This window comes from Rhizohabitans arisaemae, assembly GCF_025996515.1.
Taxonomy (GTDB): domain Bacteria; phylum Actinomycetota; class Actinomycetes; order Streptosporangiales; family Streptosporangiaceae; genus Rhizohabitans; species Rhizohabitans arisaemae.
On record NZ_BLRH01000009.1, the window covers coordinates 631,569 to 657,749 of the forward strand.

The following is a 26,181-nucleotide window of genomic DNA, read 5'->3' on the forward strand; positions in this document are numbered from 1 at the left end:
GACGATCCGGTCGGCCCCGCCCGCTGTCGTCGCCGCTATGTCGTGACAGCGTTGACGGAGACCTTCTCGGCCCCGATCCGCCGCATCCGCTCGGTGCCCCATTCCCCCAAGGGTGCCAAGACCGCGTTGAGTGAAACGCCGTACTCCGTCAGGGAGTACTCGACCTTCGGCGGCACCTCGCGGTACACCTCACGATGCACGAGCCCGTCTTCCTCCATCTCCCGCAGATGCTGGATCAGCATCTTCTCGCTGACCCCCGGCAGACCGCGTCGGAGTTCGGCGAACCGGCGGGTCCCGTGGTGGTGCAGCTCCCAGAGGATCAGCGACTTCCACTTGCCGGTGACCACGTCCATCGCCGCGTCGATGCCGCAGAAGTAGGGACCACGTCGCGCTGACTTCGCCATCCGCCCCTCCAAAGCTTACTTACCCACAGGTAAGTACCTGACTAATTAGTCCGTACTAGTCAACTTTAGGGGCAGCAGAGAGGATTCAGGCGAACGATGGACACAAGGGGGAACCCAACAATGACAACCGACAACAACGTCCAGGTGAGCGTGCTCGGGCTGGGGGCGATGGGTGGCGCCCTCGCAGGCGCCCTGGTGAGAGCCGGATATACGACAACGGTCTGGAACCGCACACCGGGGAAGGCGGACGACCTCGTCGCGCAGGGTGCCAAGGCCGCCGCGACGGCCGGTGACGCGGTCCGGTCCGGCGGGCTGGTGATCGTATGCCTGCTGGACCACACCTCGGTCCACGAGGTGCTCGATCCGCTCTCCACCGAACTGGCCGGACGGACCCTGATCAACGTGACCACGACGTCTCCGGCTCAGTCACGAGAGTTGGCCGCCTGGGCCGCCCAGGCCGGGGTCGCGTACCTGGACGGCGGCATCATGGCCGTACCGAACATGATCGGCCGGCCTGGGGCGTCGATCCTCTACAGCGGATCGGCCGATGTCTTCGATCGGTACAAGCCGCTCCTCGATCAGTGGGGAACCTCCACCTACTTCGGGGAGGACGCCGGGTTGGCGTCTCTGTACGACCTCGCCCTGCTCGCGGGCATGTACGTGATGTTCGCCGGATTCATGCACGGCGCCGCCATGGTCTCACCGGCCGGCGTGACGGCGGGCGAGTTCGCGACCATGGCAGCACCGTGGCTGACCGCCATGACCGGCGCCTTCGAAGGGTTCGCCGCGGTCATCGACGGCGGGGACTACACCGTCGAAGGGCAGCAGAGCCTGGAGTTCTCCAACCTCGACGGCCTCCTGACCGCCAGTTCCGCCCAGGGCATCGGCACCGAGGTGGTCTCAATGGTGCAACGGCTCATCCAGCGGCAGATCGACGCGGGCCACGGAAAGGAAGGCTTCGCCCGCATCATCGAAAGCATCAAGCAGCCGGGCTAGGAGTTCACCCGGACGGGATGAAGTAACGGCCGGTGGGTGGTCCAGGCTGACCCCCGGCGGTGCTCGTCACCTCACTCGCTTTCGAACATGACACGTATCACGAGCGGTCGTAGGACAACCACCGCGTCGTGGCAAGGCGGCATACTCGGCAAATCAGCCAAGGAACAGTTCCTCCATGGCCTGCTCAATAAGCCGAACCTGTCCCGGGGCGCTCCTCTTGATCAACGCGCTCATCCGCTGGGCCTCCTGCCTGGTCGGGAGGAGTCCTATCAGGAAGAAGGGCAGCGCGAGGCGCCGTGCGAGGACTTCCTGTTCCGAGGTGATCTGTGGCCGACGAACGACCGAGACGTTGACGCGGATCGCGTGCTCGTTGCCCGGCGGGACACCGGGCCGGTCGGTCTCGATCGCCACGTAGCGGAAGCCGTGGGCCAGGTTGCAGGCGGCGCAGTCGGTGGGGCCGCGGCTGAGCCGGTCACCGCAGTCGGGGCAGACCAGCCGGTCCAGCGCCGCGTCCACCACGCGCCAATCGTGTCGGTTTGGTTCATCCACGACCAGTTCGGCGAGGATGGTTTCCTGGTCGCCACCGACATCCCAGCTGCGTAGGAAGGATCGCCATTCCGCCTCCACGATGCCGTCCACCAGGTCCCGGCACGCAGGACACGACGGCGCCCCGCCGTAGGCGTATCCACCGCACTGCTCGCACCGGCTTAGTGGTGCCCCTACCGCGGGTCTCAACACAGATCCCTTTCCGAGTTCCGGCATCGGCCGCATCGTGTGCGGCAGTCGACAACATTCGTTGGCGGCTGACTTGGTGCCCGCCGCAGTTCAGCCGCCTCCCACTCCAGCGCTCACGCAGTTCCTGCGAGTACTTTCCGGGTGCCGGCATCGCGTGTGATTCTCCCTTCCCCTATCACGATCATGCTGGCTTTGGGACCTCCAAGAAGGCCGGAGCGGTTCAGTCGAGGTGACGCCGGACTTCGCAGGCATTCGTGACACGCTGCATGTTCTTGAAGGGATCGCCGCAGAGGAAAGGCCTGGATTTCGCAGGAGCACAGACACGGACGGTCCCGCAAGACGAACCCCCCAGACGACGCGCCCTCCCCGTAGAGAATGCGATCCACCCCACATCGTCCCGACTTGTTTGAACCCCGGAGGGCGTACGACGCTACCTACCTGGCATGGACGCGGGAGGCGGGGTGCGGCGGCGGGCGCGGGAGGACGACGGGTCGCTTCTCGCGCGCGTGGCCCAGGGGGACACGACCGCGCTGAACGAGATCTACGCACGGTACGGCGGGCCGCTCTTCTCGTTCCTGTTCCGCTTGTCCGGCGATCGCGGCACCGCTGAGGAGATCTTGCAGGACACGCTGCTCGCGGTGTGGCGGTCCGCGGGGAGTTTTCAGAAGCGGTCGAGCGTGAGTACCTGGCTGTTCGGGGTGGCGCGGCGGCAGGCACACAACCGGTTGCGCGGGGTGCCGCCGCCGGTGGCGGCGGAGCCGTACGACGATCTCGATCCGATGCCGGGGCCGGAGGAGCTGGCGGTGTCCGGGGATCGGGTGCAGGCGGCGCTGGTACGGCTGCCGCTGCCGCAGCGGGAAGTCGTCGTGCTCGCGTTCCTCAACGATCTGAGTCACCAGGAGATCGCCGAGGTGCTCGGGATCCCGGTCGGGACGGTCAAGAGCCGGCTGCATCATGCCCGCGCCACGCTGAGGGGGTGCCTAGATGAACGAATGGCATGAAATTTCGGGAATCAGGGACGGGATTCCGCCGGCACCCGGCCCGGATCTGGTCCGTACGGTGTTGCTGAGGTCGGCCCTAAGCGACGGTCCGCCGAGAATCGGACCATGGCCGTACCGGGCGTTGGCCCTACTGGTCACGGAAGCCAGGAACCGTCGCCCGGCGTTCTGGCCGGTCTCCGCGCTGATCATGGTGACGGGCGTGGTGTTCGTCCTGGCGAGCCAGGAGCACACCGAGTTGGTTCTGGCATTCCTTGTCCCGCTCCTGGCCGCGACCGGAATCGCCGGTTCCTACGGGCCGGAGCGGGATGCGGCGTTCGAGCTGGTCGCCGTCACGCCGACCTCGCCCAGGGTGCTCCTGCTGGCGCGGGTCGCCCTGGTGTTCGGGTACGACTTCGTCCTCGCGCTGCTCGCCTCGATGGTCCTGTCCGGGTTCGGTGTGGCCGACTTGGGGCCGCTGGTGGGAACCTGGTTCGGCCCGATGGCGGCCCTCGCGGGGCTGAGTCTGCTGCTTTCGGTGTGGTGGAATCCGGAGGGTGCGATCAGCGTCGCCGTCGCGGTGTGGGGGTGCTATGTCCTGACATTTACGGAGCTGCCAGTCCCTGATGGCATCCGTACCCTGTGGACGACCGACCCCCATACGATCGCGCTCGCCCTCATTCTCACCACCGCGGCGATCATCGCCGCGGGCCGAGGTGAACCGATCCGACGTCGGCGCGCTACTCACCGATCATGAAACCTCTCGCGCTCTGGTCGCACGAGCTCCGCCGGGCCGGTCCCGCGGCGCTGCTGGCGGCCCCGATCCTCGCCACGCTCACCAGCCTGTTCGCCGTCTTCAGCACCGAGCTCGGCACCCGGGACGGCGTCACCGAGTGGTTTCTCCTGGGTGCCGTGGAGATGGGGATCCCCCTGGTGGCGGGGATGGCCGCGGCGTCGCTGCTCGGCCAGGACCGGGCGCTGGAACTCCAGCTCACCTTCCCCAGGCGATACCGCGGGACCGTGCTACGCCGGCTGACCGTCGCGTTCGGCGCCGTTGCCGGTTCATCCCTGATCTGTTCGGCGGTGCTGCTCGCCGCAGGGTGGCGGAACCTGTCGCCCGACTACCCGGCGAGTCTCACCGGGCAGCTCACCTGGCTCGCCCCCACACTCTGGCTGGCCGCCCTCGGCCTGTTCGCCGCGGCCGTCCTGCGGAGCACGGCCGGCGCCACCACCGTGGTCGCGTTCGTCTGGGGCCTCCAGCAGCTGACCACCGCGATCCTCCAGGAGAACCATGTGACCCGACTGCTCTATCTTTTCGACACCACACGGGGCACGGTGCCCGAGGATTGGCTGTGGAACCGCTTCACCCTGCTGGCCACCGCGCTGCCGCTTCTGGCTGTTGCGTGGTACCTCCTCGGCGACACCGAGTGGGTCAAGGGCGGTGGGTCCGAATGATCGCGACCATGCGGTACGAGTTCCACATGCAGCTGCGGAGCCGGGCCATGTGGGTCGTCTACGCTCTGGTGTTCACCGTGTATGTCGCCGTCGACCGGAGCTTCTTCACCCTTTACCTGGGGAGGGGGGTCGAAGGCGAGCCGAAGACGGCGATGCTGGCGCTCGGCACCATGGTCGGCGCGCTCATGCCCGTCGCCTACGGATGCATGGTCGCCGATCGCCTCGTCCGGGACACCCGCCTCGGCGTCGCGGGCGTCCTGGACACCACCCCCACCGGGCAAGGCAGCCGGCTCATCGGCAAGTACCTCGGTGTCTGCGCCGCCACCGCGGCGCCCATCGCACTCGTCTTCTTCGGCCGTGCGATCGTCTTCGCCGTTGCCGAAGGGGAGCCGACCGCACTCGGCTGGGCTTCGACGACCTTCCTCCTCACCATCACGCCAGGATTGATCTTCATCGGCGCGCTCACCCTCACGGGGCCACTGCTCATTTCGCCGATGATCTTCCGGGTCCTCTTCGTCGTCTACTGGTTCTGGGGCAACCTCATCTATCCGGCCATGATGCCGACCATCTCCGGTTCCATCTTCGACGCCACCGGCGGCTACATGGAGTTCGGCCTCCTGAGTCCGGAGCGGGACCCGAACGTGATCCCCTACGGCCCCTACCCCGGCGCGGCGCTCAACTTCCTCCGCCCCGTGGCGAGCCCCACCGTCGCCTTCCTGTGGCTCGGCACCATGCTCGCGCTCGCGGTAGCCGTACTCGCCCTCGCCCGACTCCATCTCGCCCGGAAAGCAACCTGACATGCGCATCGAACTCACCGACCTGACGAAAACCTACAAGGGCAACGTTCACGCGCTGAGGGGGCTCAACCTCGACATCCCCACCGGCATGTACGGACTACTCGGCTCCAACGGGGCCGGCAAAACCACCCTGATGCGCATCCTCGTCGGACTCATCAAGCCCACCTCCGGCACCGTCCGAATCGGCGGGCACGACATCGCCAGCGGCGAAGGTAAGCTCGCCGTCCAGCGGACCCTCGGCTACCTTCCGCAAAACCTCGGCGTCTACCCCGACCTCACCGCACGCCGTTTCCTCGACTACATCGCCCTGCTCAAAGGCCTCGACTCCCGCACCGAACGCCGCCGCAGAATCAACGAACTCCTCGAAGTCGTCGCGTTGACCGAGGAAGCCGACCGCAAACTCAAAGGGTTCTCCGGCGGTATGGTCCAGCGGGTCGGCATCGCCCAAGCCCTCCTCACCGACCCCCGGCTCCTCGTCGTCGACGAACCCACCACCGGCCTCGACCCCGAGGAACGCATCCGGTTCCGCAACCTTCTCTCCCAGCTCGCCGGCGACCGTACCGTCCTGCTCAGCACCCACATCGTCGACGACGTCGCCCAAACCTGCCGATCCCTCGCCGTACTCGCCAAGGGTCGCCTCGTCTTCCACGGCGACGTCGGCGCGCTTGTCTCCCGCGCCGCCCACCAGGTCTGGACGGTGACCACCTCCGGTCCCGCCCCCACCTGGGGCAGGGTCGTCTCCGCCCTCCCCGAAGGCACCGGCGTCCGCTACCGTGTGATCGCCGCCTCCCCACCCGACCCCACCGCCCGCCCCACCGACCCGGGCCTCGAAGACGGCTACCTCGCCCTTATGGAATCCGACCGCCTCACCCACCCGGTCTGACCCCGGCACCCTGTACGACGACCGCGCCCACCCAACCGGTCACCGCTTACATCGCGGTGAGGCCCGGTAGGGCTGCCGCCCCGCGGCCAGGCGGGATCCCTTCGGTAGTCGGTCCAGCACGCGAGCACAACACTCATAGCGGTCCACGGTGTCCTGGTCAGCGCCGTGGACCGCTGCTCCGTCGCTCCTCCAGCGACAGCCCAAACCGCCGCAATCACTCCACCTCCCCCGCCCGCCAGCACGTTCTTCATGATCAGGTGTGTCGCAGCAAGCGCCGGAACCCTGGGTCAGCCGCTATGAACTGCCTTGCCACAGCGGTGACCTGCGCGTCGTAGCCACTCGTCGACAGCCGCGACCGAGTACCCGAGGCGTGGCCGTCCCGCTCGGTGCTGAGGTCGCCTGGCGCGTACACCAAGCCTCAGGGGTCTGTACCACGTCCCGCCACGGCGCCCCGGTGTGATCCATCGGCGTATGCCGAATCAAGATCGCCTCATGTCGCGGATCCACTCCCGATACATGCCCTAGAAGGGTGGTATCTCCAGGTCGTCAACGCCGACGCCATCCGCCGATGTAAGCCACGACGCCCCAGCAGCCGCAGAGCCCCGATGCGCTGCGAAGGAGGTGAAGGTCGGGGTGTCATCGTCCCGAATCGGATAGTCCGGTGGGTCGGCCCTACAGGGTGCAGGGTCGGGGAGCGGGACCACGGCCGGCGGCGGGGAGACCGGGCAGACCTGGCTCAGGCGGGTGATCCAGACGACGGCGCCGGCCGGGGTCATCGCGACCCGCCAGCCTCCCTCGTGGCGGAGCCGGTGGTCGTGGCGGCAGACGCTGTGCAGGTTGGCGGCGACGGTCGGCCCGTCCTTACCCCACTCGCGGATGTGGTCCTGGTCGGTGCGCGATGCCGGAACCTGACAGCCGGGCGCGGTACAGACCCGGTCACGCACCTGGACGTAACGGCGCAGCGCGGCACCGGGGAGCCTGCGCCCGAGATCGTCACCGGGGTCAGCTGTGCCGGGGCGATCGTCCAAGCGGTGCGCGGCGGCCGGTGGCTTGCCGGGCTCCTTGGGGGTGGGACCGCGTTTCGGGTCCTGGTTTCCAGGAGCCTGGCTACCCGGCGGGGAGTTCGTGCGGTTGGAGACCCGGCGCGCGATGTCGCCGAGGATCTTTCGCCAGCCGTCCGGGAGCCCGGGCAGGCCGGTGAGCCGGGGCAGGTCGGCCGCAGCGATCTGGATCTCGACGATGCCCCGGGCTCTGACGGAGTTCGTGATCTTTGTTTCGGATCGGGCTGCGTTGTCCGCCGGACCCTTGACCGCAGCGCCGGTCTCCTTCCGCTTCCCACCGTCCAAGCTGTTCAGAGCTGTGCTCCCAGCATCAGGCCGTTCTGTTCGCCGCTCAGCCCCAGAAACGGGCACGGCTTCAGAGGTGCATGCTCCGGCACTCGCCGCAGAGGTTCCGATCAAAGTCTGACGAGACTTGTCGTCGATCCGTCTTGCGATGTCGGCGCTTATGCCGTTCGCAGGTACGGACTGCCCCTCGCCACCGGCCGCGGGGCGGTGACGGGTGACCCCGCAGCCGGCCAGGCGGCCTTCCTCGTCGGTGAGCACCCACCGCCAAATGGCGTCGCCTTGCCGATGGGCGATTTGCCGAGCCAGCCCCGGAGAAATCGGCCCCCACCCGGCCAGCTCACCCGGATGCTCGTCCAAACCAAGCAGCGTGGTCACCTCGACCCGGAGTTCACCCGCCGCCCACCGCTGTGGACTCCCGCTTTGACCGCCGGTGGCTGGTCCGCTCTCACCAGCCTGCCGACCAGCGGTGGCGATATCGCCGGGGACCTCGGCCCGGGGAACTTCACCTGGGCTCCTTACCCCTTCAGTCATGCTCGACGATCCGGCTTCACCCAGCCAAGCCGACTCACCGGCACCCTCGTGACGTCGCTCCCCACCATCCCCCGAGAGTGAGTCCCTCCGAGCAACGATGCCGAGTTCAGCACCACCGTGCTTCCCCCTGCCCGCGTCCAGGTGGACACCACCCGGCTCAACCAGGGCCACGCCCGTACCGTCTCCGGGTTCGGTTCCCCTGTCGGCCGATTCAACAGGGCCGGAACCGCGGCCTCCCCGAGTCACACCTGACTGGGAATCGAGCGTTCCTCGTGCTCCCGCCGGCGACCTCGAACCGTCGCGCCCTCCGGCATCATCGTGGCCGGCTGAACCGCCCTTCCCGACAACCACCGCACGGCGGTTGCCCCGGGCGTCGCCCGTACCTGCTTCGAACCCGTTCAGACCGGATGCACCCTGCCCGCCGACTCCACCCGAGACCTCAGATGCGTTCAGACCATCCGACCTTGCGGGCGCTCCGGAGACCCCACCGGGCTCCGGCCGGTCCAGCCCCCCGGCATCAGGCCACCGACGAGCACCACCTCCACCTGACGGCGAGTCCGCCCCAAGGAGCGGCGCGGACTCCGGCCCTGCACCGCCTTCGGCCTCCATCCGAGCGGCCCGGGACTGGCCGACCAGGAAGGCGACGATCTCCTCCTCGGTCCAACCCTGGAAACCCCCGTCCAACAGGCCCAGGAACAGCTCGGACCGGACGTGCCGGGTCAGCCGGCGGTCCCCCGCCGCCTTCGCCCGGCGTGCCAGCGCGTCCACCCGGTTGCAGGCGGCGGCCACCCGGTCCAGCGGCTGGTCCAGCCCCGAAAGGTTCGCCGTCCCGTCCGGGTTGCGCGACCCCACCACCCGGCGCTCCCGCACCCCCGCCGCGTACCGGCGGTCCGCCCACCCCGGATCGATCATCAGCGCGGCCCGCCTGATCGCCTCGATCAGCTCGCCCACCGTAAGCACCCCGGCCACCGCCAGCAGCCGCCCGCACACCGACCGGGCCTGATCGACGGTCAGCCCCCGCGTCCAGGAGGCGAACGCCCGGGCCTTGACCTCGTCGATCACACCCCGCTCCAGCGCCGCGTGCACCATCGGCAGCCGCGACATCAGATCCCACGCCTCGGAAAGACGGGACGAGGCCCGGCCGCGGGACCAGGCCAGCGCCGGGCGAAGCTCGTCGGCGGAGAACTCGTCCGGCGCCTCCATCCGGCACACCCGCGAATCCGGGCCGGGGGAACGCAGACCCACCTCCACCGTCACGGCCATGAAGCGCGCCTCGTCGTGGGCGCGCTGCCGGTGCCAGGCCTTCAGCACCTCGACCGCGTCCGCCGCCGACACCGCGGCCTCGTCGATCCGCGACAGCACCAGGGCGAGCTCCGGGCCGGGCGGCATCTGCGCCAGCCCGGCGGGCACCTGCTGGGTCACGGGAACGCTCACGACACCCACCCTGCCACCCGCCACCGACAATTCCCGAGCCGAATCCGCACCCCAACAAACCACTTACCAAAACGCCAGCCTGATAACGATACAAATCCCACCAAGGCTCACAGAACCCATATGAGTGCCACACGCCATCTAGCGGATGAATGATTAGACAATTCCCTCACCGCTAGACGGAGAACGCTACTCTTCTAAGCCATTTCCCCACGCCCGATTTTGATGACTACAAGAACATCGCCCACCAAGGGAACTTCCTACACGGCCATTAGTCTGCCCAGCCGCCTTCACGATCTAGCGCCGAAAGAACCACCGCAGCGCTCTATACCACCCGAGTAATTCCCGTGAACCACCCAGTCCTTACTCCTCCAACGAAAGCCCGAACCGCCGAAGCCGCTCCACTTCCTCCACCCGCCCTTGATCCTCCATAAGGTTGATCAACTCACCGGCAGCGTGCCGGTAGCCGATCTCGGTACAAGCTCGCAGCTCATCTTCCCGCCCCTGCTCCCTCAGCAGGTCCGCCAACCGCTCAACCGCAAGCCCCTCGCCGACATCCGCATGTACTCTCCAGACCTCAATAGCCTCATCTGTTCGACCCTGCTCCACCAATAGCTCCGCCAACTGCCAAGCCGCAAACACGTTCCCAGCATCCGAACGAACCCGCAGCTCACCCACTAAGCCATGCTCAACCAACAGCTCCGCCAATTGAGCAGCAGCAGGCCCATCACCACGATCCGCACGAACCCGCAACTCATCCGCCAAACCATGCTTCCTCAACAGCTTTGACAATCGCAATTTAGCAGGCCTATCACCAGTATCCGCACGAACCCGCAACTCATCCACCAAGTCATGCTCAACCAACAGCTCCGCCAACCTCACTGCGGCAGGCTCGTGCCCATCATTCGCGAGAACCCGCATGGCCTGCATTCTGTCCTTCTCAAGCCCTTGATCTGCCAACTGAAAAGCAGACGACTTGTCACCGGCGTCCGCACGAACCCGCAACTCATCCACCAAACCATGCTTCCATAGAAGCTCCGCCAAAAAATCAACAGAAAACCGGTCTCCACCATCCGCGAGAATTCGTAGAATATTCAAAGCCTCCTCAATCTGCCCCTGCCCCTGTAATAGCCATGCCAATCCCAATGCAGCGAATCCATCACCACAATCCGCACGAACCCGCAGAAATCCAATAGCTGCCTCCACGCTGCCATGCCCCACCAATAAATCCACCAACCTGTCAGCTGCAAACCGGTCACCGCGATTCGCAGGAACCCGGAGAACCTTGATCGCCTCTTCCACCCGGCCCTGATCCTCCAGTAGATCGGTCAACGGGAGAGCAGCAGAGTCAGCACCGGCATCGAGAGCCTGCATGAGTAGTGGTTCGGCGTAGCAGTACAGGAGCCTGTCCATCGCGGCCCGACCGGTGCGAAATCGATCTGCGGGACTGATCGGATAATCGCACAAGGCTTGCCAAACGGTGGCGGGCACTTTGACGGTTCGGCGTTGACGTCCAGCATGCTGCCGGAGATAGTCGGCAACCACATATCCGGCGGTCTTCCCCATGGCACCAGGGGCGGCGACTGGGGCCAGTGCCGCTGTGGCACCATGCAGTAATTCGGTGACATAGGCCATCCCCGCCTCGAACCAGTTGGCCGGAGCGGATGCCCGCTGTCGCGCATCGCAGTATCCCGGTGCCGCTGCCTGAAGAAGGTCCGCGCTTAGCGGCGACTCGACGCCAAGGCGAGTGGCGTCGATTGCGGCGTTGAGGACAGCGGCGGCATAGGGGTCGGCGCCACGCCAGCGGCTGACGAGTTGCGGGGCTGCGGCGATGACCTGGGTCATTCCGTAGTCTCCTGACTGCAGCGCCAGTTCGATTCGCGGGTCTCCGCCTGCCACAGCACGGGCTCGGCCCTGTTCAGCCGGGCTGAGACTCGAACCCAGATGGACGACATCGGCCAACCCCAGTGCTTCTCGTTCAGTTCGATACGTATCTGCCTGGCCCACTGCGGGTAAGGCCGTGTAAGCGGCGTGGCGGTTGGGCCAGAGCGTGGCGACCAGCACCGCACCGGCCTGCAGGAGGGCCCGGACGGTGGGGGCGTCAAGCCCACTCTGCCCGCCGAAGTGGTTCTGTAGCTCATCAAGCCACACCACCAGCCGAGGCGGGGGTGTCGCTGCAGCCTGACGGATCTGGGTGGGGTCGGCAGGGTGCAGCAGCCACCACTCGGGCAGCAGCGCATGGATCGCCTCGTAGGCGCTGCGAGTCTTGCCCACCGACGAGTCGCCGACCAGTACGACCATGCCGCCGCGCTCAGCGGCCCGGCTGATCAGGGCGCGGACACCGCGCGGATCGGTGTCGGTGTCCCGTGGGACGTAGACCGGCAGGTCGCCGACCGCTCCGGGGGCGTCGATCGCGGCGTGAACGCCCAGTCTCCGTGGATCGGTCTGGGTGACTCTGGTCAATCCATTCAACCCAGGTGAAGCCACCGACGCTCGATCCCGGGCAGCCTGCCAGCACTGCCACTGGTCGCGCGGGACGTCGCAGGCGCGTAGGAACAGCTCGAACGTCTCGACGGTGCAGCGGCCAATGTTCAGCAGGTCGGCCAGAGTACTGCTCGGCAGCCGCTCCGGCCGTACCGCCCTGTCTAAAGTCGCATACGAACGACCGCCCTTCAAATCCCTAAGCGCCACCGTCAACTCGGCCGTGGTGTGTACCTGGCTCGGGTCGGGGGATACGGATACGCCCGAGGACGACGAAGCGGGTGAAGTGGGTGCATGCATACCGTTCCGTTTCAGGTACAGGCCGACGGTGTCCGGTGGGAGTGGCGGACTCCTCCGGACACACCGTTCGGTCACCGACCCACTACGGACCCAGCTTGCCCCACCTCGATGGCATACGCATGGACTTCTCCCTATTGGTCCGGATCGGCTGCCGATCCCCACCCCTCCGCCATGCCATGAGTCTCCGTACGGCTGCCGCGCCGTACAGCCGACTAGCGAGAACGTCGCAGCTCAACGGCCGTCAAGTGAACGACAGGTCGCCCTGATCTCCGGAGGAACGGGGGTCAGGGCGACCTGCACCCGTAATGGCGCTCACCTCACCTTGGCGAAGAAGTCCGCGATGTCGGCCGCGAGGGCGTCGGGGTCCGACATGGCGAGGAAGTGGTGGCTGCCGGGGTTGCTCTCGGGCCAGTGGACGATGGTGTTGTGGCGGTCGGCGAGACGGCGGATGGCGCCCTCGCCGCTGTAGACGCCGGTCGGGACCGCCGGCTGGCCGACGGGCCAGCCGAACTCGGTGGAGTTGAACATCGGCCAGGAGGAGGTGCCCGAGGTGCCGGTCAGCCAGTAGATCATGACGTTGGTCAGGATCAGGTCCCGGTCGATGACCTCCTCCGGCAGGTCCTCGGTGACCGAGAACTCCCTGAACTTCTGCATCATCCATGCGAGCTGCGCGACCGGCGAGTCGTTCCACCCGTAGGAGAAGGTCTGGGGCGCGGCCCGCAGGAGGGCGTGGTGGTCGACGCCGCCCATCCACTGCTGCATCATCTCGTAGACCTGGAGTTCCTCGGGCGTGAGGTCGGGCACGTCCTTCTCGGTGGGAAAGCCGATGCCGCCGGTGATGTGCACGCCGACGACGTGCCCGGGGTCGGCCTTCGCCACCTCGGGGGTGACGTAGGCGCCGAGGTCACCGCCCTGCACGCCGTACTTCCCGTAGCCGAGGCGGCGCATCAGCTCGGCCCACATCCGGGCGACGCCGGCGACGGTGAGTCCCTCCTCGCGAGCAGGCTCGGAGAAGCCGTAGCCCGGCACGGAGGGCACGATCACATGGAAGGCCCGTGCGGGGTCGGCGGGTGCGGTGAGGCGGCCGACGAGCTCGGTGAACTCGACGAACGAGTTCGGCCAGCCATGGGTGAGCAGCAGCGGCAGGGCGTCCGGTACGGCGGAGCGCACGTGGAGGAAGTGCACATCCAGGCCGTCGATCTCCGTCATGAACTGCGGGAACTCGTTCAGCCGCGCCTCCTGCGCCCGCCAGTCGTAGCCGTCGCGCCAATAGTCAGCCAGTTCCTTGAGGTAGGCGACCGGCACGCCGCGGCTCCAGCCCTCGCCGGGGAGTTGGTGGGGCCAGCGGGTACGGCTCAGCCGCTCGCGCAGGTCGTCCAGGTCGGTCTGGGGGATGTCGAGGCGGAAGGGACGGATGTCGGTGTTCACAGGTGTCCTCACAGGTGATGCCTATGTGCGGTGCGTCGCCTCCGACACTAGGCACCATGTAGGTCGGATCCTGTCCTAGTTAACCAGGCATGATGGGACCATGAGTGGTGACACCTCAGCCCGGCTGCTCGCGCTGCTGTCCTTCCTGCAGACCCCGCGCGAATGGCCCGGCAGCGAACTCGCCCAGCGCCTGGGCGTCAGCCCGCGCACGATCCGCCGCGACATCGACCGCCTCCGCGACCTCGGCTACCCGGTGGAGGCCACCATGGGGGCCGTGGGCGGCTACCGGCTGGTCGCGGGCAAAGCCATGCCGCCGCTGCTGCTCGACGACGAGGAGGCCGTGGCCATCGCGGTCGGGCTGCGCGCGGCGGCGGGCAGCCCCGTCGAGGGCATCGAGGACGCCTCCGTACGCGCGCTCGCCAAACTTGAGCAGGTGTTGCCGGCCCGGCTGCGGCAGCGAGTCAGGTCCGTGGGGGCGGCCACGGTGTCGGTGGCGACGGCCGAGGGGCCCGGCGTCGCCCCTGAGGCTCTCGTCCTCATCGCCGGCGCGGTAACCGGCCGCGAGCGGCTGCGGTTCGCTTACCAGGGCTGGGACGGGGCCCGGTCCAGACGCCTGGCCGAGCCGTACCGGCTGGTGGCGAGCGGGCGGCTCTGGTATCTCCTCGCCTTCGACGTCGACCGCGACGACTGGCGGATCTTCCGGGTCGACCGGATCGAGGAACCCCGCCTCACCGGGGCCCGCTTCCCCGAGCGCGACACCCCGGAGCCCGACGCGGCGGCGTTCGTACGGCGGAAGATGTACTCGTCGATGCCCACCCCCGAGATCACGGTGACCGTGCACCTTTCCGCCGAGGAGGTGGTGAGGCGGCTGGGCGCGAACCCCGAGGAGGTGGAAGTACTCGGCCCCGACGTGTGCGTGCTGCGAGGACACCCCGACACGGTGCCGTTCTCGGCGTCCCGCCTGTTGATGCTCGGCGCCGAGTTCGAGGTGCACGAGCCGCCGGAACTGGTGGCCTACATCCAAGCCCTGGGCGAACGTGCCCTACGCGCGACCCGGGGTACGGGCGGCAGGGAGGCGTCGGAGAAATTCACGAAGGGGTCACCCTCATAGGGCACAGCGGCGGCCGACACCGGAAGAGCCCCGGCATCGTGGCACGCGCTTCGGGGCCGAGCGCGGTTTCGCGGTGGCGGCCATCGATGCGCCCGCCCATGGCGGCAGGCCGACGGTGTCCGGTGGGGTGCCGGACTCCTCCGGACAGGCCGTTGAGTCACCAACCCGCTAGGGGACCGGCCTGCCCTACCTCGATGGCATACGCATGAGCTTCTCCGGATTGGTCCGGATCAGCTGCCGGACCCCGTCCCTCCGGCGTGCCATTGGGGTATTCGCCGGGCAATCGCCTGGCCTGCCCCGAGGAGATGCCGAGATGCAGGAGTTCGCCGAGTGGATTCCGTTGGCGGTCGCCGTACTGAACCTGATCGTCACCCTGATCGACCGACCCGTTCGCCGACCCCGTTCGCGCCACGGCGACGATCCCGACCGCGACCCTCGCCACTGACGTCGGTGAGGAATGAGTTGGCGCAAGCATCGTGCCTGGAACACACCAGGTCCGGACGGGTGGTCGGCGTTGGTGGCCGGAGCGGGTCAGCGGCACTCGTCCAGGGCGGAGTGTTCCCGCCGCAGGGTGGGCTGCTCGGCGCTGAGGTCGGCGAGGAGTTGCAGAGCCGCCGCGGACGGGGAGTCCGGGGTCGCGGTGAACACCGCCAGGCGCTGGCCTTCGTCGGCGGACAGGTCCATGATCTCGTTGTTCAGGGTCAGGGCACCCACCACCGGGTGCTGGAAGTCGCGGGTGTAGTGGGTGACGCAGGTGTGGACGGGGTGGGCGGCCCACAGCGCGGCGAACTCGGGGCTTTTCAGGGTGAGTTCGCCGATGAGTTCGGTCAGTTCGGGGTCGTCGGGGCGGCGGGCGGCGGTGATCCGCAGGTCGGCGACGGTGTCGCGGGCTTTGCCCCGCCAGTCGGGGTACAGCTCGCGGGTGTGCGGGTCGAGGAAGACCAGGCGCGCGACGTTGGGCCGCATGCGGGGCTGTTCGGGAGCCTCGTACGGCAGGTGCCCGGCGAGGAGCACGTGGGCCGTACGGTTCCAGGCGAGAATGTCGCAGCTTCTGCCGAGGGCCACCGCGGGGGTGTCGCCGAACGCGTCGATCACCAGCCGTATCCCGGCGCGCAACCGTTCAGGGCGGGGGCGCCGAGGGGCTCTCTGCTGGTGGCGGGCGAGGCTGTGCAGGTGGATCCGTTCGGCTTCGTCGAGCCGGAGAACGGCCGCGATCGCGTTGAGTACGGCGTCGGAGGCGTTGGGGCTCTGGCCTTGTTCGAGGCGTGTGTAGTATCCGGCGCTGACCCCGGCGAGGTGGGCCAGTTCTTCCCGGCGCAGGCCGGGGACGCGCCGCCGGCTGCCGTAGTCGGGCAGGCCGACGTCTTCGGGCCGTAACCGGGCACGCCGGGTGCGCAGGAATTCACCGAGTTCGGTACGCCGCTCCATGGAAGCAAGAATGCCGTGTTTCATCACATTCTTCCTGCACCTGTCAGGTGTAGGCACGGCAGGGATACCTCCGGCAGAGGGCTGGGTGGCATCGGCCGTACGCCACACAGTTGGTGCCGTACGCGCCGCAACCTCGCGTACGTCCATCGATTCCTTGTGAGGCGTATCCCATGGTCGCAACCGATATCCGGCCCGCGGACGGAAACAGGCTCGGGCTCAGCGGGTGGCTGATCCTGGCCACACTGTGCGGCGCCACGTTCATGGCCGGCCTGGACTTCTCGATCGTGACCGTGGCGCTGCCGGAGATCGGGCGCGATCTGGGTTTCGCGAGCACCGGGTCGCTGCAGTGGGTGGCCACGGCCTGCCTGCTGCCGACGGCGAGCCTGCTGCCCCTGTTCAGCCGGGTCGCCGATATCGTCGGCCGACGTCGGCTGTTCATCGCCGGTGTCGCCCTGTTCACCGTGTTCTCGCTGATCGCGGGGCTGGCGACGGGTCCGGCAATGTTGATCGCGGCCCGGGTCGGTCAGGGCGTGGCGGCCGCCATGATCGCACCGACCGCCATCGCGCTGATGACGACGGTGTTCCCGGAGGGGCCGCGGCGGACGAAGGCGCTGGGCGTCAACGGCGCGGTGCTGTCGCTGGGGTTCGTGCTCGGCACCCTCGGCGGCGGCGTGATCACCAGTGGCCTGAACTGGCGCTGGACCATGCTCATCCTGGTCTTCATCGGCGCACTGGTGCTGCTCGGCACAATCACGCTGCCCAGGACCGGCACGCGCTCGGCCGCCCGGCTCGACATCCCGGGCGCCCTGCTGTCCGGTGTCGGCCTCTTCGCCCTGGTGTACGGGATCTCCACCGGTGCCGAGGCCGGGTGGGGCAACCCGGTCACCTTGGGCTCCCTGGCCCTGGCCGTGGTGTGCGTCGGTGTGTTCCTGCAGGTGGAGCGGCGGCATGCCGCTCCGCTGATCCCACTCCGAGTACTGAACCGGCCGACGGTGAAATGGGGTGGGCTGATCGGGTTCATCACGCTCGGCATGTGCGGCGGCACCACGGTTCTGCTCAGCCTGTACATGCAGGATGTCCTGCGCTACTCACCGCTGGCGACCGGCGCGGGTTTCCTCGCCGAAGGCGTCATGGCGCTAATCGCCGGCATGCTCGCCGCCCGGCTGATCACCATGTGGGGCACGGTGGGCACCATGACCGTCGGCCTGGTGGTGCAGGGGCTGAGTACCGCTGCGATGGTCCTGCTGCCCGAGGAGGGCGGCTTGGCGCTGCTGCTGACGACCTCCGGTGCCATGGGTTTCGGGCATGTGCTGACCGTGGTCGCGTTCATCACCACGATGACGTCGGGGCTGCGGGACGACGAGCAGGGTGTCGCCGCCGGACTGTCGCAGCTGCCGCAGTTCGTCGCCGGGGTCGGAACCGCAGGGCTGGCGGCCGTCGCCACCATGCGCACCGAGGCCCTCTCCGGGACGACGACCTCCACGGCCACCATGCTGGGCGGACTCCACACGGCGATGCTCACCGCGGGGATCGTCTGCCTGGTCGGCGCCGCTCTCGCCCTGGTGTTCCTCCGCCGCCCGGCAGCCGAGACCGCCTGACCGCCGCCACCGGGAACCCCCCAAAGCCGGAGACCGCCCCTGGGGGCGAGTTGTCAGAGGCGGCGAAGGATGCGGTCGGACGAGCCCGGTCGGCCGTACCTCCGCAGGCGGCCCCGAGGAGCCCGTGCAATCGCGAACCGCCGTACCAACCACACGCCACCCACTCCCCTAAGCCGGCAACCGTCCCGCAGTGCGAGTCGTCGGAGCCGACGAAGGATGAGGCCGTACCCGATCACGCCGGGCCGGAGCTCGGCGACGGCGTCCCGGGGAATCCGTACGGCATCGCGGGCTTCGCCGTACGTCGGTGGGCGTCATGCGCCGGGGTGCGAAAGCTGACGGACGGCCTGCGTCGCTTCGTGGCCTTGGGGATCGGGGGCCGGGGTCAGGCCACGGGTGATGCGGTGGCGGGTGGCGATGAAGGCGAACGCGAAGGCGAGGGCCAGGGTGCCGAGGGCGAGGTAGTAGACCTGGTCGGGGAGGACGGTGGTGAGCCGGACGGCTTGGCTGGCCAGGCCGGCCCCGAGGGCGCAGAACAGCCACCAGAGGCCGATGATCTGAGCCTGGTAGGCGGGTGGGGCGACTTCGGCGGCGGCGCTGATGCCGACCGCGGCGATGATGAGTTCGGCGCAGGCGTGCATGAAGTAGACGGTGAGCAGCCAGAGCGGGGAGACCTTGGCCCCGTCCGCCGCCAACGCCGCCGCGCCGGCCATCACCAGGAAGCTGGCGCCGACGAGGAGGAGTCCGGCGGCGAACTTGGCGGGGACACCGAGCCGTTCCCCGTACCGGCGCCAGCGGAGGGCGAAGATCGGGGCGATCGCCAGGATGAACAGCGGGGTGGCGGATTGGAGCCAGCTGGCGGGGACGGCGAAGCCGAACAGGTCGCGTTCGGTGGAGTGCAGGGCGAACAGGTTGAGCAGTGAGCCGTCCTGCCCGGCGATCATCCAGAAGACGCTCGCGCCGAGCAGCAGCCACAGGAACACGGTGATCCGCCTGCGGTCGGTTTCAGCCTGAGCTCGTCGCACAAACGTGAAAGCCGTGAACGGCACGATCAACGAGATCAGCCCGACCAGGACGATGGCATGCTGGGCGGTGAGGGCGATCCCGGCCGACACCACCAGAACAAGGCCGAGAACGGCCGCCGTGGCGGCGACGCGCCGCTGCCGGGGTGTCGCGGGGCGGACGACCCGCCCGATGCCGGGGGCGAAGTGACGGCTCCCGGCCCAGTACTGGAGGACCCCGAAAGCCATGGCGCACGCGGCGGCCGCGAAGCCCAGGTGCCAGTCGACGCGTTCGCCGAGGAAGCCGACAACCAGCGGGGAGATGAGCGCGCTGACCTGGATGCCGACGTAGAACATGGAGATCCCGGCTTCGCGGCCGGCCCGGTCGGTGCCGTAGTGCAGGTTGAGCATCGTGGTCATGTTCGGCTTGATCAGCGCGGTGCCGATCGAGACGCCGAGCAGGCCGGGGAAGGTGGTCACCGTGGTGGGCAGGGCCATGAGGGTGTAGCCGAGGGTGACCGTGATCCCGCCCCACAGGGTGGCCAGGCGGGGCCCGAACAGGCGGTCCCCCGCCCAGCCCCCGGCCATGGAGAGCATGAAGGTGACCGCGAGGTAGACGCCGAGCAGGGCGGCGGCCTCGGCCCGCGGCAGGCCGAGGCCGCCTTCGGAGACGGGGGCGGCCGCGTAGAGGACGAGGATCGCCAGCAGGCCGTAGAAGCCGAAGCGTTCCCACAGGTCGGTCAGGAAGAGCGTGGAGAACCATTTCGATCGCGCGGCCACCGCGCCTCCTCAAAAGATCAGGCCGGTGCGAGGCCGTACCGGCGGAACCTGTCTCTGCGTGCCTCGACCAGTTCGGTCCCCCGCAGGGGCGTGAGCTCGCCGAGGATTCCGATGAGCGCGTCCCGGAGCAGCTCCGCCGTACCGCCGGGGTCCTCGTGGGCGCCGCCGGGCGGCTCGGGCACGACGGCGTCGATCACCCCGAGGGCGAGCAGGTCGCGGGTGGTGAGGCGGAGCGCGCCGGCCGCCTGGGGGGCCGCGGCCGCGTCCTTCCACAGGATGGCCGCGCAGCCTTCGGGGCTGATCACCGAGTAGACGGCGCCGCTGAGCGCCAGCACCCGGTCGGCGACGCCGAGCGCGAGCGCGCCACCGCTGCCGCCCTCGCCGGTGATCACCGAGACGATGGGTACGGGCAGCGCCGACATGAGCCGGATGCTCTCGGCGATCGCGACGGCCTGCCCGTTCTCCTCGGCCTCGATGCCGGGGTAGGCGCCGGGGGTGTCGATCAGCGTGACGACGGGGACGCCGAGTTTGGCGGCGAGCCGCATCAGCCGTGCCGATTTGCGGTATCCGGCAGGGGTCGCCATGCCGAAGTTCCGTTTCGCCCGGTCGGCCGTACGGTGCCCCTTCTCGTGCCCGATGAGCATGACGGGCACCCCGCCGAGCCGGCCGAGGCCGCCGACGATCGCCGGGCAGTCGGCCGCCAGCCGGTCGCCGTGCAGCTCCTGGAAGCCTTCCAGCAGGTAGCCGATGTAGTCCAGGGTCGTCGGCCGGTCGACGTGCCGGGCCAGCCGGACCGTCTCCCAGGCGTCTCGGGGCGGCAGCTCGTCACCGGTCCTGATCAGCGTGTACGGCCGTTCCGGCGGGGTCGCCGGAACCGTCGCGGCGAGCAGCCGGGACAGGGTGCCGCGGAGCGCGCCCCGGGACACCACCCCGTCGACGAGACCGCGGGCGGCGAGGAACTCGGCGGTCTGGAAACCCTCGGGCAGCCGCTGCCGGATCGTCTGCTCGATCACCCGCCGCCCGGCGAAACCCAGCCGCGCGCCCGGCTCGGCCAGGATGACGTCGGAGAGGGTGGCGAACGAGGCGGCGACGCCGCCGTACGTCGGATCGGTGATCAGCGAGATCGTGAGGATCCCGGCCTCGTCCAGGCGGCCCATCGCCTGGCTGGTCTTGGCCATCTGCAGCAGGGCGAGCGCGCCCTCCTGCATCCGGGCGCCGCCCGAGGCGGTCACCAGCAGCAGCGGGATCCGTTCCCGGAGCGAGGTCTCCATCGCCTCGGTGAGCCGCTCCCCGGCCAGGCTGCCCATGCTGCCGCCGAAGAAGCGGAAGTCCATCACCGCCGCGACCACCGGATGCCCGTGTACGGTCCCCCGGACGCCGACCACCGCGTCCTCCAGGCCGGTGGCCCGCCGCGCCGCCGCCAGGCTCTCCGGGTACGGCCGCCGGTCCAGGAACGCGAGCGGATCCTCGGCGACGGCGGCGCCGCCGGTCAGCGGCACCGCCCCCTCGTCGAGGAGCCGTTCGATCCGCTCCGGCGCGGTGAGCCGACCGTGCAGCCCGCAGTCGGGGCACACGTTGAGGTCACGCCGGTACCGCTTCCCGTACACGGTTCCGCCGCAGCCGGCGCAGCGGAGCCACTCGGGGGCGGGTTCGGTCTGCACGGTCATCGCGGTGACCCGGGGGGGATCTCGACGACGACCGCGGCGTCCTTGTCGCCCCGGCCCGCGGCGACCGCGTCGCCGAAGCGGCGGGCGGCCCGCTCGGTCAGCGGCAGGCTCAGCCCGCCGAGTTCGGCGTCGGCGACGGCGAGCCCCAGGTCTTTGGCCATGAGCCTGGCCCGGAACCCGGCCGGTTCGTATCTGCGGGTCCGCATGAACTCGGCGCGGAAGTTGAGTACGGGCGACCGCCAGCCGCTCTTCTCCACCGCGGTGAGCAGCAGCTCACGGTCGATCCCGGCCTGCTCGGCGTAGGCGACGGCTTCGGCCAGGCCGGCGGTCTGCAGGCCGAGCAGGAGGTTGAAGGAGAGTTTCATCGCGGTGGCGCGGCCGGTCGGGCCCAGGTGCAGGGTGCCGTGCCGGCCCATCGCGGCGAGCACGTCCGCGACGTCGGCCACGTCGCCGGACTCCCCGGCGGCGAAAATGCGGAGTTCGCCGAGGCGGGCCATCTGCGGGTTGCCGATGACGCAGGCCTCGACCCGGCGGACGCCGATCGCGGCGAGCCGCTGCGCGGCGCGGCGCGCGTAGGTGGGTGAGACGGTGGAGAGTTCCACGATCACGGTCCCGGGTTTGAGGACCCGCGCCATCCGCCCGAACAGGATCTCCTCGACGGCGTCCTCGTCGCTCAGGCTGAGCAGCACCACGTCGGCGCTGGCGGCCGCCTCCTCGGCGGTGGCCGCGCCGGTCGCGCCGGCTTGGACCAGGCTTTTCGCCTTCTCCGCGGTGCGGTTGTAGACGGTGGTCGGGTATCCGGCGTCGAGCAGCCGCCGGGCCACTCCCCCGCCGATGCCGCCGAGCCCGACGACGGCGAGCTTCCTGTGTCGCTGTTCCATCGCGGTCAGCCGTTCGGGTGGGTGTCGGCGGACAGCTGGGAGACGCAGCGCATGGTGGCGTCCCGGAAGTAGGCGCCGAACGCCTCGGGGCTGCCGGTGTCCCGCTGCACGGCGAGGTAGGGGGCGAGCTTCTCCTCGATGACGTGCACGCCCTTCTGGGTCGCCATCTTCCTGGCGATGGAGGGAAAGTCCCCCTCGTAGTGGATGACCCGCACCATGACGTCGTCCTTGATGAAGACGGCGGTGCCGAGCAGCCGCCCGGCCTCGTTCCCGTCGTCGTCGGTGAGCCGAGGGGTGTCCACCCGGGTGAAGCCGGCGAAGATCTCGGCGATCTCCTCCTCGTGCCCCGGCTTGACGCGGTAGGTGATAGCGGCGAATGCCATTAGATTCCTCCGTCGACGTTCAGAGTGGTTCCGGTGATGAAGCGCGCGGCGTCCCCGGCGAGGAAGAGCACCGGGCCGACCACGTCCTCGGGGGTGCCGAGCCTGCGCAGCGCGGTCCGCGCGATCAGGCCGTCGCGTACCTGCGGCGGGAGCCCGTCCCCGTCCGGGACGACACCGGGGGCGACGGTGTTCACCCGGATCCCGCGGGCGCCGTACTCCTTGGCGAGGGAGGCGGTGAGCCCGATGAGCGCCGCTTTCGCCGCGCCGTGGTGCGCCGCGCCCGGGCGTCCGCGCAGCGCCCCCGAAGCGCCGATGTTGATCACTGAGGCGCCGTCGGCGAGCAGTGGGGAGACTTCGCGCAGGACGAGGAAGCAGGCGGTGAGGTCGACGTCGACGACCCGGCGCCACTCCGCCAGGGGCAGTTCCCCGAGCGGGGCGCCGCCGTCCACGCCCGCGTTGTTCACCACGACGTCGAGCCCGCCGAGGTGTTTCCCGCATTCTTCGGCGAGCCGCCGTACGTCCGCCTGGTCGGTGACGTCGGCCCGGACCACGAGCGCGGGATCGAGCCCTTCCGCCGCCGTCGCGTCCCGGTGGTAGCAGGTGACGACCTTCGCCCCGGCCTGCGTGAACGCGGTGACGAGCGCCCGCCCGATACCCCGGGTCCCCCCGGTGACGAGGACCCGTTTTCCGTCTGGTCTGTGATTCACCCCCCGATCGTCGAAGACCGGGCTGGCGCCGAACTGGAGTCCCGCTGGAGTGAGCCGGGCCGCTTCCCGGTCTGCTCCGGTACGGCCGTCCGGGCCCGGAGCGCGGGGGCCCGCGGGGAGCGTGGGTGTCCCCCCGCGGGCCCGTCGTCCGCAGTGGCCGTATCCGATCAGGTCAGAGACCGAAGGCGAGCATGACCTGGCCGGGGATGCCGAGGTGCATCTGGTATCCGGCGTTGACGTAGAGCATCCCGTCCGAGATCACCGCTCCGCCGTTGCCGGAGATGGAGCCGCCGGGCCCGGATCGGCCGTTCACTCCCTGGAACATGCGAACCGCGTCGTAGGTCCACACGACCTTGCCGGTCTTGGCCGAGTAGATGCGCATCTTTCCGTCCTCACCGCCTTCGTAGACGAGGCCGGGGGTGCTGGAGACCGCCGCGTTCAGACCCGCCACGCACTTGGGCGGGTCGTCCGGCGGCGTGATCCGGATCGGGTTGGCCGCTCCGCCGGTCGAGCACGCGTTCTCCGGCAGGGGGTTCTTCCACAGGATGGCCCCGGTGGCCGGGTCGAGCGCGTGCAGGGTGCCGGTGGGGTGGGGCCGCCAGGTGGCCACGTAGATCCGTTTGCCGTCGTGGCTGGCGCCCCATTCGACACCGCGCCACGGTTCGTTGTGCGCCTGGACCGACAGCTGGGTCTGCCAGACGATCTCGCCGGTCCGGGCGTCCAGCGCGTGGTAGATCCCGGATTTCTGCCCGAAGCCGACGAGGGTGCGGCCGTTCACGGTGAACAGGCCGGGCGAGCCGACGTCGTAGTCGAGCTCGTCCTTGAGCTCGTCGTTCAGCCCCGGGCAGGAGCCGCCGGGCGGGATCGGCATGAGGCAGCGGACGGTCCAGGTGTCCGGATGCGTCATCTGCCGTACCCAGCGGGGTTTGCCGGTGTCGATGTCGAGGGCGAGCATCGAGTCGGAGTAGCCGCGGTCACCGCTGTAGTTGTTGCCCGAGCCCGCGTACAGGGTGCGGGTGACCGGGTCGATCGCGGGGCTGGACCAGACCGATCCGCCGGAGGAGACGTACTTCGGCGCGCCGCTCGGCCACGTGCCGTCCCGTTTCGGCTCCGGCATCGTCCGGTAGGTCCACGTGATCTTGCCGGTCTCCGCGTCCACCGAGACGACCTTGCCGCTGAAGGTGCAGCAGGGATACTGGTCGTTGCCCGCGAGCAGGTACTCGTAGCTCGACACCCCGATGTAGACGCGTCCGTCGAAGTACAGCGGGGATCCGGTGAGCAGCGCCGCCGGATGCGCGTCGACCTCGGTCATCCACGCCAGCCGCCCGGTGAACCGGTTGAGCGCGAACAGATTGCCGCGGGAGTCCCCGAAGTACACCTTGTCCCCGGCGACCGTGGGGCCGTCCCGCACCGGGTTCTTCTCGATCAACTCTCCTTCCGGCGGGGCCACCGGTCCGGCGTGCGGGCGCAGGTCGAAGACCCACTTCTGCCGTCCGGTCTTGGCGTCGAGCGCGTAGAACCGGGAGTCCGGGCCGCCCGCGTAGAGGGTCCCGCCGACCACCGCCGGCTGGCTCGCGATGTTGCCGTAGTGGTTCTCGAAGACGTAGGCCCACTTGAGCTTGAGGTTCTTGACGGTTTTCGGGGTGATCCGCCGCTCGCCTGCGTTGTGCCGGTTCCCCTTGGCGCTCTGCTGCCAGGTCGGCCAGTCACCGGCCCGGATCCCGGGCGGGGTCGGCGACGCGGTCCGCGACGACCGCGCGTCCTCCGGGACGGCGCCCGCCCCTTGGGTCGTTCCGGCCCGGGTCGGCGTCGCCGGACCCGAGACCAGGGCGGCCACGAGGGTCAGCGCCCCTGCCACGACCACGGCGGCCCGCCTGCCGCCCCGATCCGGCCACACTCCTAATCGCATGCCACTCCTCCGTCATCCATAGGCAGACTACCTATCGGCAAGCTACATATGGATGCCTAGAGCGCCCATAGAGCCCCGCTCTCCCGGGGGCGGGCAGAGCTGTTCAGGAGTCGGTGCAGAGGACCGGGGCGGCGGTGACGGGGAACATCCGGACGGTGAGGCAGCGCCAGGCCAGGCGCATCACGTAGCAGGTGGGGATCACCCAGAGGATGAGCTGCTGGGCGAGGCCGGGCAGGCTCATGAGCCCTTGGAGCATGCCGGGCACCAGGGAGACCAGCATGACGGCGCTCGCGCTCTTCAGCAGCAGCGCGAAGAGCGTGAAGGCGCCGGTGAACCGGGAGATCCGCGCCGTCATCCGGATGTAGCGCCCGCCCTTGCCGAACACGACGGCGGCGCCGAGCGCCACGACGACCACCACGAACTGGAAGTAGTCCACGATCTCGGCGAAGACGAGGTAGCCCGCGCCGAGCCGGTTCCCGCCGTCGGCCGCCGCCACCGGGTCCTGCTGCCAGGCGAACTCGGCGATGAGGATGTGCAGGGCGACGAGGAAGAACAGGAGCCAGGCGGTCCGCCGGCAGTCGACGAAGCTGAGCTCCTTCTGCAGATCGGGGGCGACCTCCCGCACGCTGCCGCAGGACTCCACCGCGAGCCGTTCGGCCTCCCGGTGCGGGAGCCCGGCCGCGCGGTGGGCCTCGACCTCGTCGTTCAAGCCGTCGTACAGCTCGTCGAGCATGTCGTTCTTGACCCGGGCGGGCCCGCGCAGGGCATGGTTCAGCTCGAACATGTATCGGGTGACGTGGGATCCGCGCGTCTCCCCCGTCTTCCACCGGCCGCCGCGTTCAAGAAGTCGCACATCGTTCCCTTCGGAACCCCCCGCAAGCTTCCCTTGACCCATCATCGCTCAATCGGCACGACGATAGAAGACGAACGGATTATCGGACTCATTCGCATATCT

At 69.0% G+C, this 26,181-nt stretch carries 22 protein-coding genes; 9 read left to right on the forward strand and 13 right to left on the reverse strand.

Features of this window, described 5'->3' with window-relative positions; genetic code table 11:
* Nucleotides 1-35 precede the first annotated feature (35 nt).
* On the reverse strand, nt 36-404 hold the full coding sequence (locus RUR_RS03730) for a winged helix-turn-helix transcriptional regulator (protein ID WP_283133427.1): 369 nt from the start codon (nt 402-404) through the stop codon (nt 36-38).
* 120 nt (nt 405-524) lie between these two features.
* Between RUR_RS03730 and RUR_RS03735 the strand changes: the two genes are divergently transcribed.
* A complete protein-coding gene (locus RUR_RS03735) occupies nt 525-1,400 on the forward strand; it encodes an NAD(P)-dependent oxidoreductase (protein WP_283133428.1) in 876 nt (291 codons plus the stop codon).
* Nucleotides 1,401-1,553: 153 nt separating this feature from the next.
* Here the strand turns inward: RUR_RS03735 and RUR_RS03740 are convergent, their stop codons facing one another.
* Nucleotides 1,554-2,039: a hypothetical protein gene (locus RUR_RS03740; RefSeq protein WP_283133429.1), complete on the reverse strand. Its 486-nt coding sequence runs from the start codon at nt 2,037-2,039 to the stop codon at nt 1,554-1,556.
* A gap of 539 nt (nt 2,040-2,578) precedes the next feature.
* On the opposite strand from RUR_RS03740, the gene RUR_RS03745 reads away from it, so the two are divergent.
* The 5 genes from RUR_RS03745 (at nt 2,579) to RUR_RS03765 (ending at nt 6,247) form a co-directional block, all read left to right on the forward strand.
* Nucleotides 2,579-3,136 (forward strand): RNA polymerase sigma factor, encoded by a 558-nt coding sequence (locus RUR_RS03745; RefSeq protein WP_283133430.1) that lies wholly within the window; start codon nt 2,579-2,581, stop codon nt 3,134-3,136.
* A 121-nt stretch (nt 3,137-3,257) separates the two neighbouring features.
* Nucleotides 3,258-3,869 carry a hypothetical protein gene (locus RUR_RS03750; RefSeq protein WP_283133431.1) on the forward strand — a complete coding sequence of 204 codons (612 nt, stop codon included), beginning with the start codon at nt 3,258-3,260 and terminating at the stop codon, nt 3,867-3,869.
* Entirely contained in the window at nt 3,866-4,567 is a 702-nt protein-coding gene (locus tag RUR_RS03755; protein WP_283133432.1) for a hypothetical protein, read from the forward strand. The genes RUR_RS03750 and RUR_RS03755 overlap by 4 nt, the downstream gene beginning before the upstream one ends.
* Nucleotides 4,564-5,364, forward strand: coding sequence for a hypothetical protein (locus RUR_RS03760; RefSeq protein ID WP_283133433.1), 801 nt, complete (start codon nt 4,564-4,566; stop codon nt 5,362-5,364). The genes RUR_RS03755 and RUR_RS03760 overlap by 4 nt, the downstream gene beginning before the upstream one ends.
* Nucleotide 5,365: 1 nt before the next feature.
* Nucleotides 5,366-6,247 carry an ABC transporter ATP-binding protein gene (locus RUR_RS03765; protein ID WP_283133434.1) on the forward strand — a complete coding sequence of 294 codons (882 nt, stop codon included), beginning with the start codon at nt 5,366-5,368 and terminating at the stop codon, nt 6,245-6,247.
* Nucleotides 6,248-6,768: 521 nt separating this feature from the next.
* Here RUR_RS03765 and RUR_RS03770 read toward each other — a convergent pair.
* The 3 genes from RUR_RS03770 to RUR_RS03780 form a co-directional block, all read right to left on the reverse strand.
* Nucleotides 6,769-9,558, reverse strand: coding sequence for an HNH endonuclease signature motif containing protein (locus tag RUR_RS03770; protein ID WP_283133435.1), 2,790 nt, complete (start codon nt 9,556-9,558; stop codon nt 6,769-6,771).
* Nucleotides 9,559-9,918: 360 nt separating this feature from the next.
* The gene (locus tag RUR_RS03775) at nt 9,919-12,252 is read right to left on the reverse strand and encodes a hypothetical protein (RefSeq protein WP_283133436.1); all 2,334 of its coding nucleotides are present in this window, start codon (nt 12,250-12,252) and stop codon (nt 9,919-9,921) included.
* A gap of 396 nt (nt 12,253-12,648) precedes the next feature.
* Nucleotides 12,649-13,764, reverse strand: a complete 1,116-nt coding sequence (locus RUR_RS03780) for an epoxide hydrolase family protein (protein ID WP_283133437.1) — start codon at nt 13,762-13,764, stop codon at nt 12,649-12,651.
* A gap of 100 nt (nt 13,765-13,864) precedes the next feature.
* Here RUR_RS03780 and RUR_RS03785 point away from each other — a divergent pair, with 100 nt between their 5' ends.
* The gene (locus tag RUR_RS03785) at nt 13,865-14,875 is read left to right on the forward strand and encodes a helix-turn-helix transcriptional regulator (RefSeq protein WP_283133438.1); all 1,011 of its coding nucleotides are present in this window, start codon (nt 13,865-13,867) and stop codon (nt 14,873-14,875) included.
* 313 nt (nt 14,876-15,188) lie between these two features.
* Entirely contained in the window at nt 15,189-15,320 is a 132-nt protein-coding gene (locus RUR_RS03790) for a hypothetical protein (RefSeq protein WP_283133439.1), read from the forward strand.
* A gap of 86 nt (nt 15,321-15,406) precedes the next feature.
* Here the strand turns inward: RUR_RS03790 and RUR_RS03795 are convergent, their stop codons facing one another.
* Nucleotides 15,407-16,303 carry a helix-turn-helix transcriptional regulator gene (locus RUR_RS03795; RefSeq protein WP_283133440.1) on the reverse strand — a complete coding sequence of 299 codons (897 nt, stop codon included), beginning with the start codon at nt 16,301-16,303 and terminating at the stop codon, nt 15,407-15,409.
* 170 nt (nt 16,304-16,473) lie between these two features.
* On the opposite strand from RUR_RS03795, the gene RUR_RS03800 reads away from it, so the two are divergent.
* Complete coding sequence (locus tag RUR_RS03800) at nt 16,474-17,901, forward strand: MFS transporter (RefSeq protein ID WP_283133441.1); 1,428 nt, start codon at nt 16,474-16,476, stop codon at nt 17,899-17,901.
* A gap of 311 nt (nt 17,902-18,212) precedes the next feature.
* Here the strand turns inward: RUR_RS03800 and RUR_RS03805 are convergent, their stop codons facing one another.
* From RUR_RS03805 to RUR_RS03835, 7 genes are all read right to left on the reverse strand, one after another.
* Nucleotides 18,213-19,679, reverse strand: a complete 1,467-nt coding sequence (locus RUR_RS03805; RefSeq protein WP_283133442.1) for a peptide MFS transporter — start codon at nt 19,677-19,679, stop codon at nt 18,213-18,215.
* Nucleotides 19,680-19,696: 17 nt separating this feature from the next.
* Nucleotides 19,697-21,346 (reverse strand): acetyl-CoA carboxylase carboxyltransferase subunit alpha, encoded by a 1,650-nt coding sequence (locus tag RUR_RS03810; RefSeq protein WP_283133443.1) that lies wholly within the window; start codon nt 21,344-21,346, stop codon nt 19,697-19,699.
* Entirely contained in the window at nt 21,343-22,227 is an 885-nt protein-coding gene (locus RUR_RS03815) for an NAD(P)-dependent oxidoreductase (protein ID WP_283133444.1), read from the reverse strand. Before RUR_RS03815 ends, RUR_RS03810 begins: the two co-directional genes overlap by 4 nt.
* 5 nt (nt 22,228-22,232) lie before the next feature.
* A complete protein-coding gene (locus RUR_RS03820) occupies nt 22,233-22,610 on the reverse strand; it encodes a SchA/CurD-like domain-containing protein (RefSeq protein ID WP_283133445.1) in 378 nt (125 codons plus the stop codon).
* A complete protein-coding gene (locus RUR_RS03825) occupies nt 22,610-23,317 on the reverse strand; it encodes an SDR family NAD(P)-dependent oxidoreductase (protein WP_283133446.1) in 708 nt (235 codons plus the stop codon). Before RUR_RS03825 ends, RUR_RS03820 begins: the two co-directional genes overlap by 1 nt.
* A 172-nt stretch (nt 23,318-23,489) precedes the next feature.
* Complete coding sequence (locus RUR_RS03830) at nt 23,490-25,226, reverse strand: outer membrane protein assembly factor BamB family protein (protein ID WP_283133447.1); 1,737 nt, start codon at nt 25,224-25,226, stop codon at nt 23,490-23,492.
* Nucleotides 25,227-25,329: 103 nt separating this feature from the next.
* Complete coding sequence (locus RUR_RS03835; RefSeq protein ID WP_283133448.1) at nt 25,330-26,079, reverse strand: permease prefix domain 1-containing protein; 750 nt, start codon at nt 26,077-26,079, stop codon at nt 25,330-25,332.
* Between the last annotated feature and the right edge of the window lie 102 nt (nt 26,080-26,181).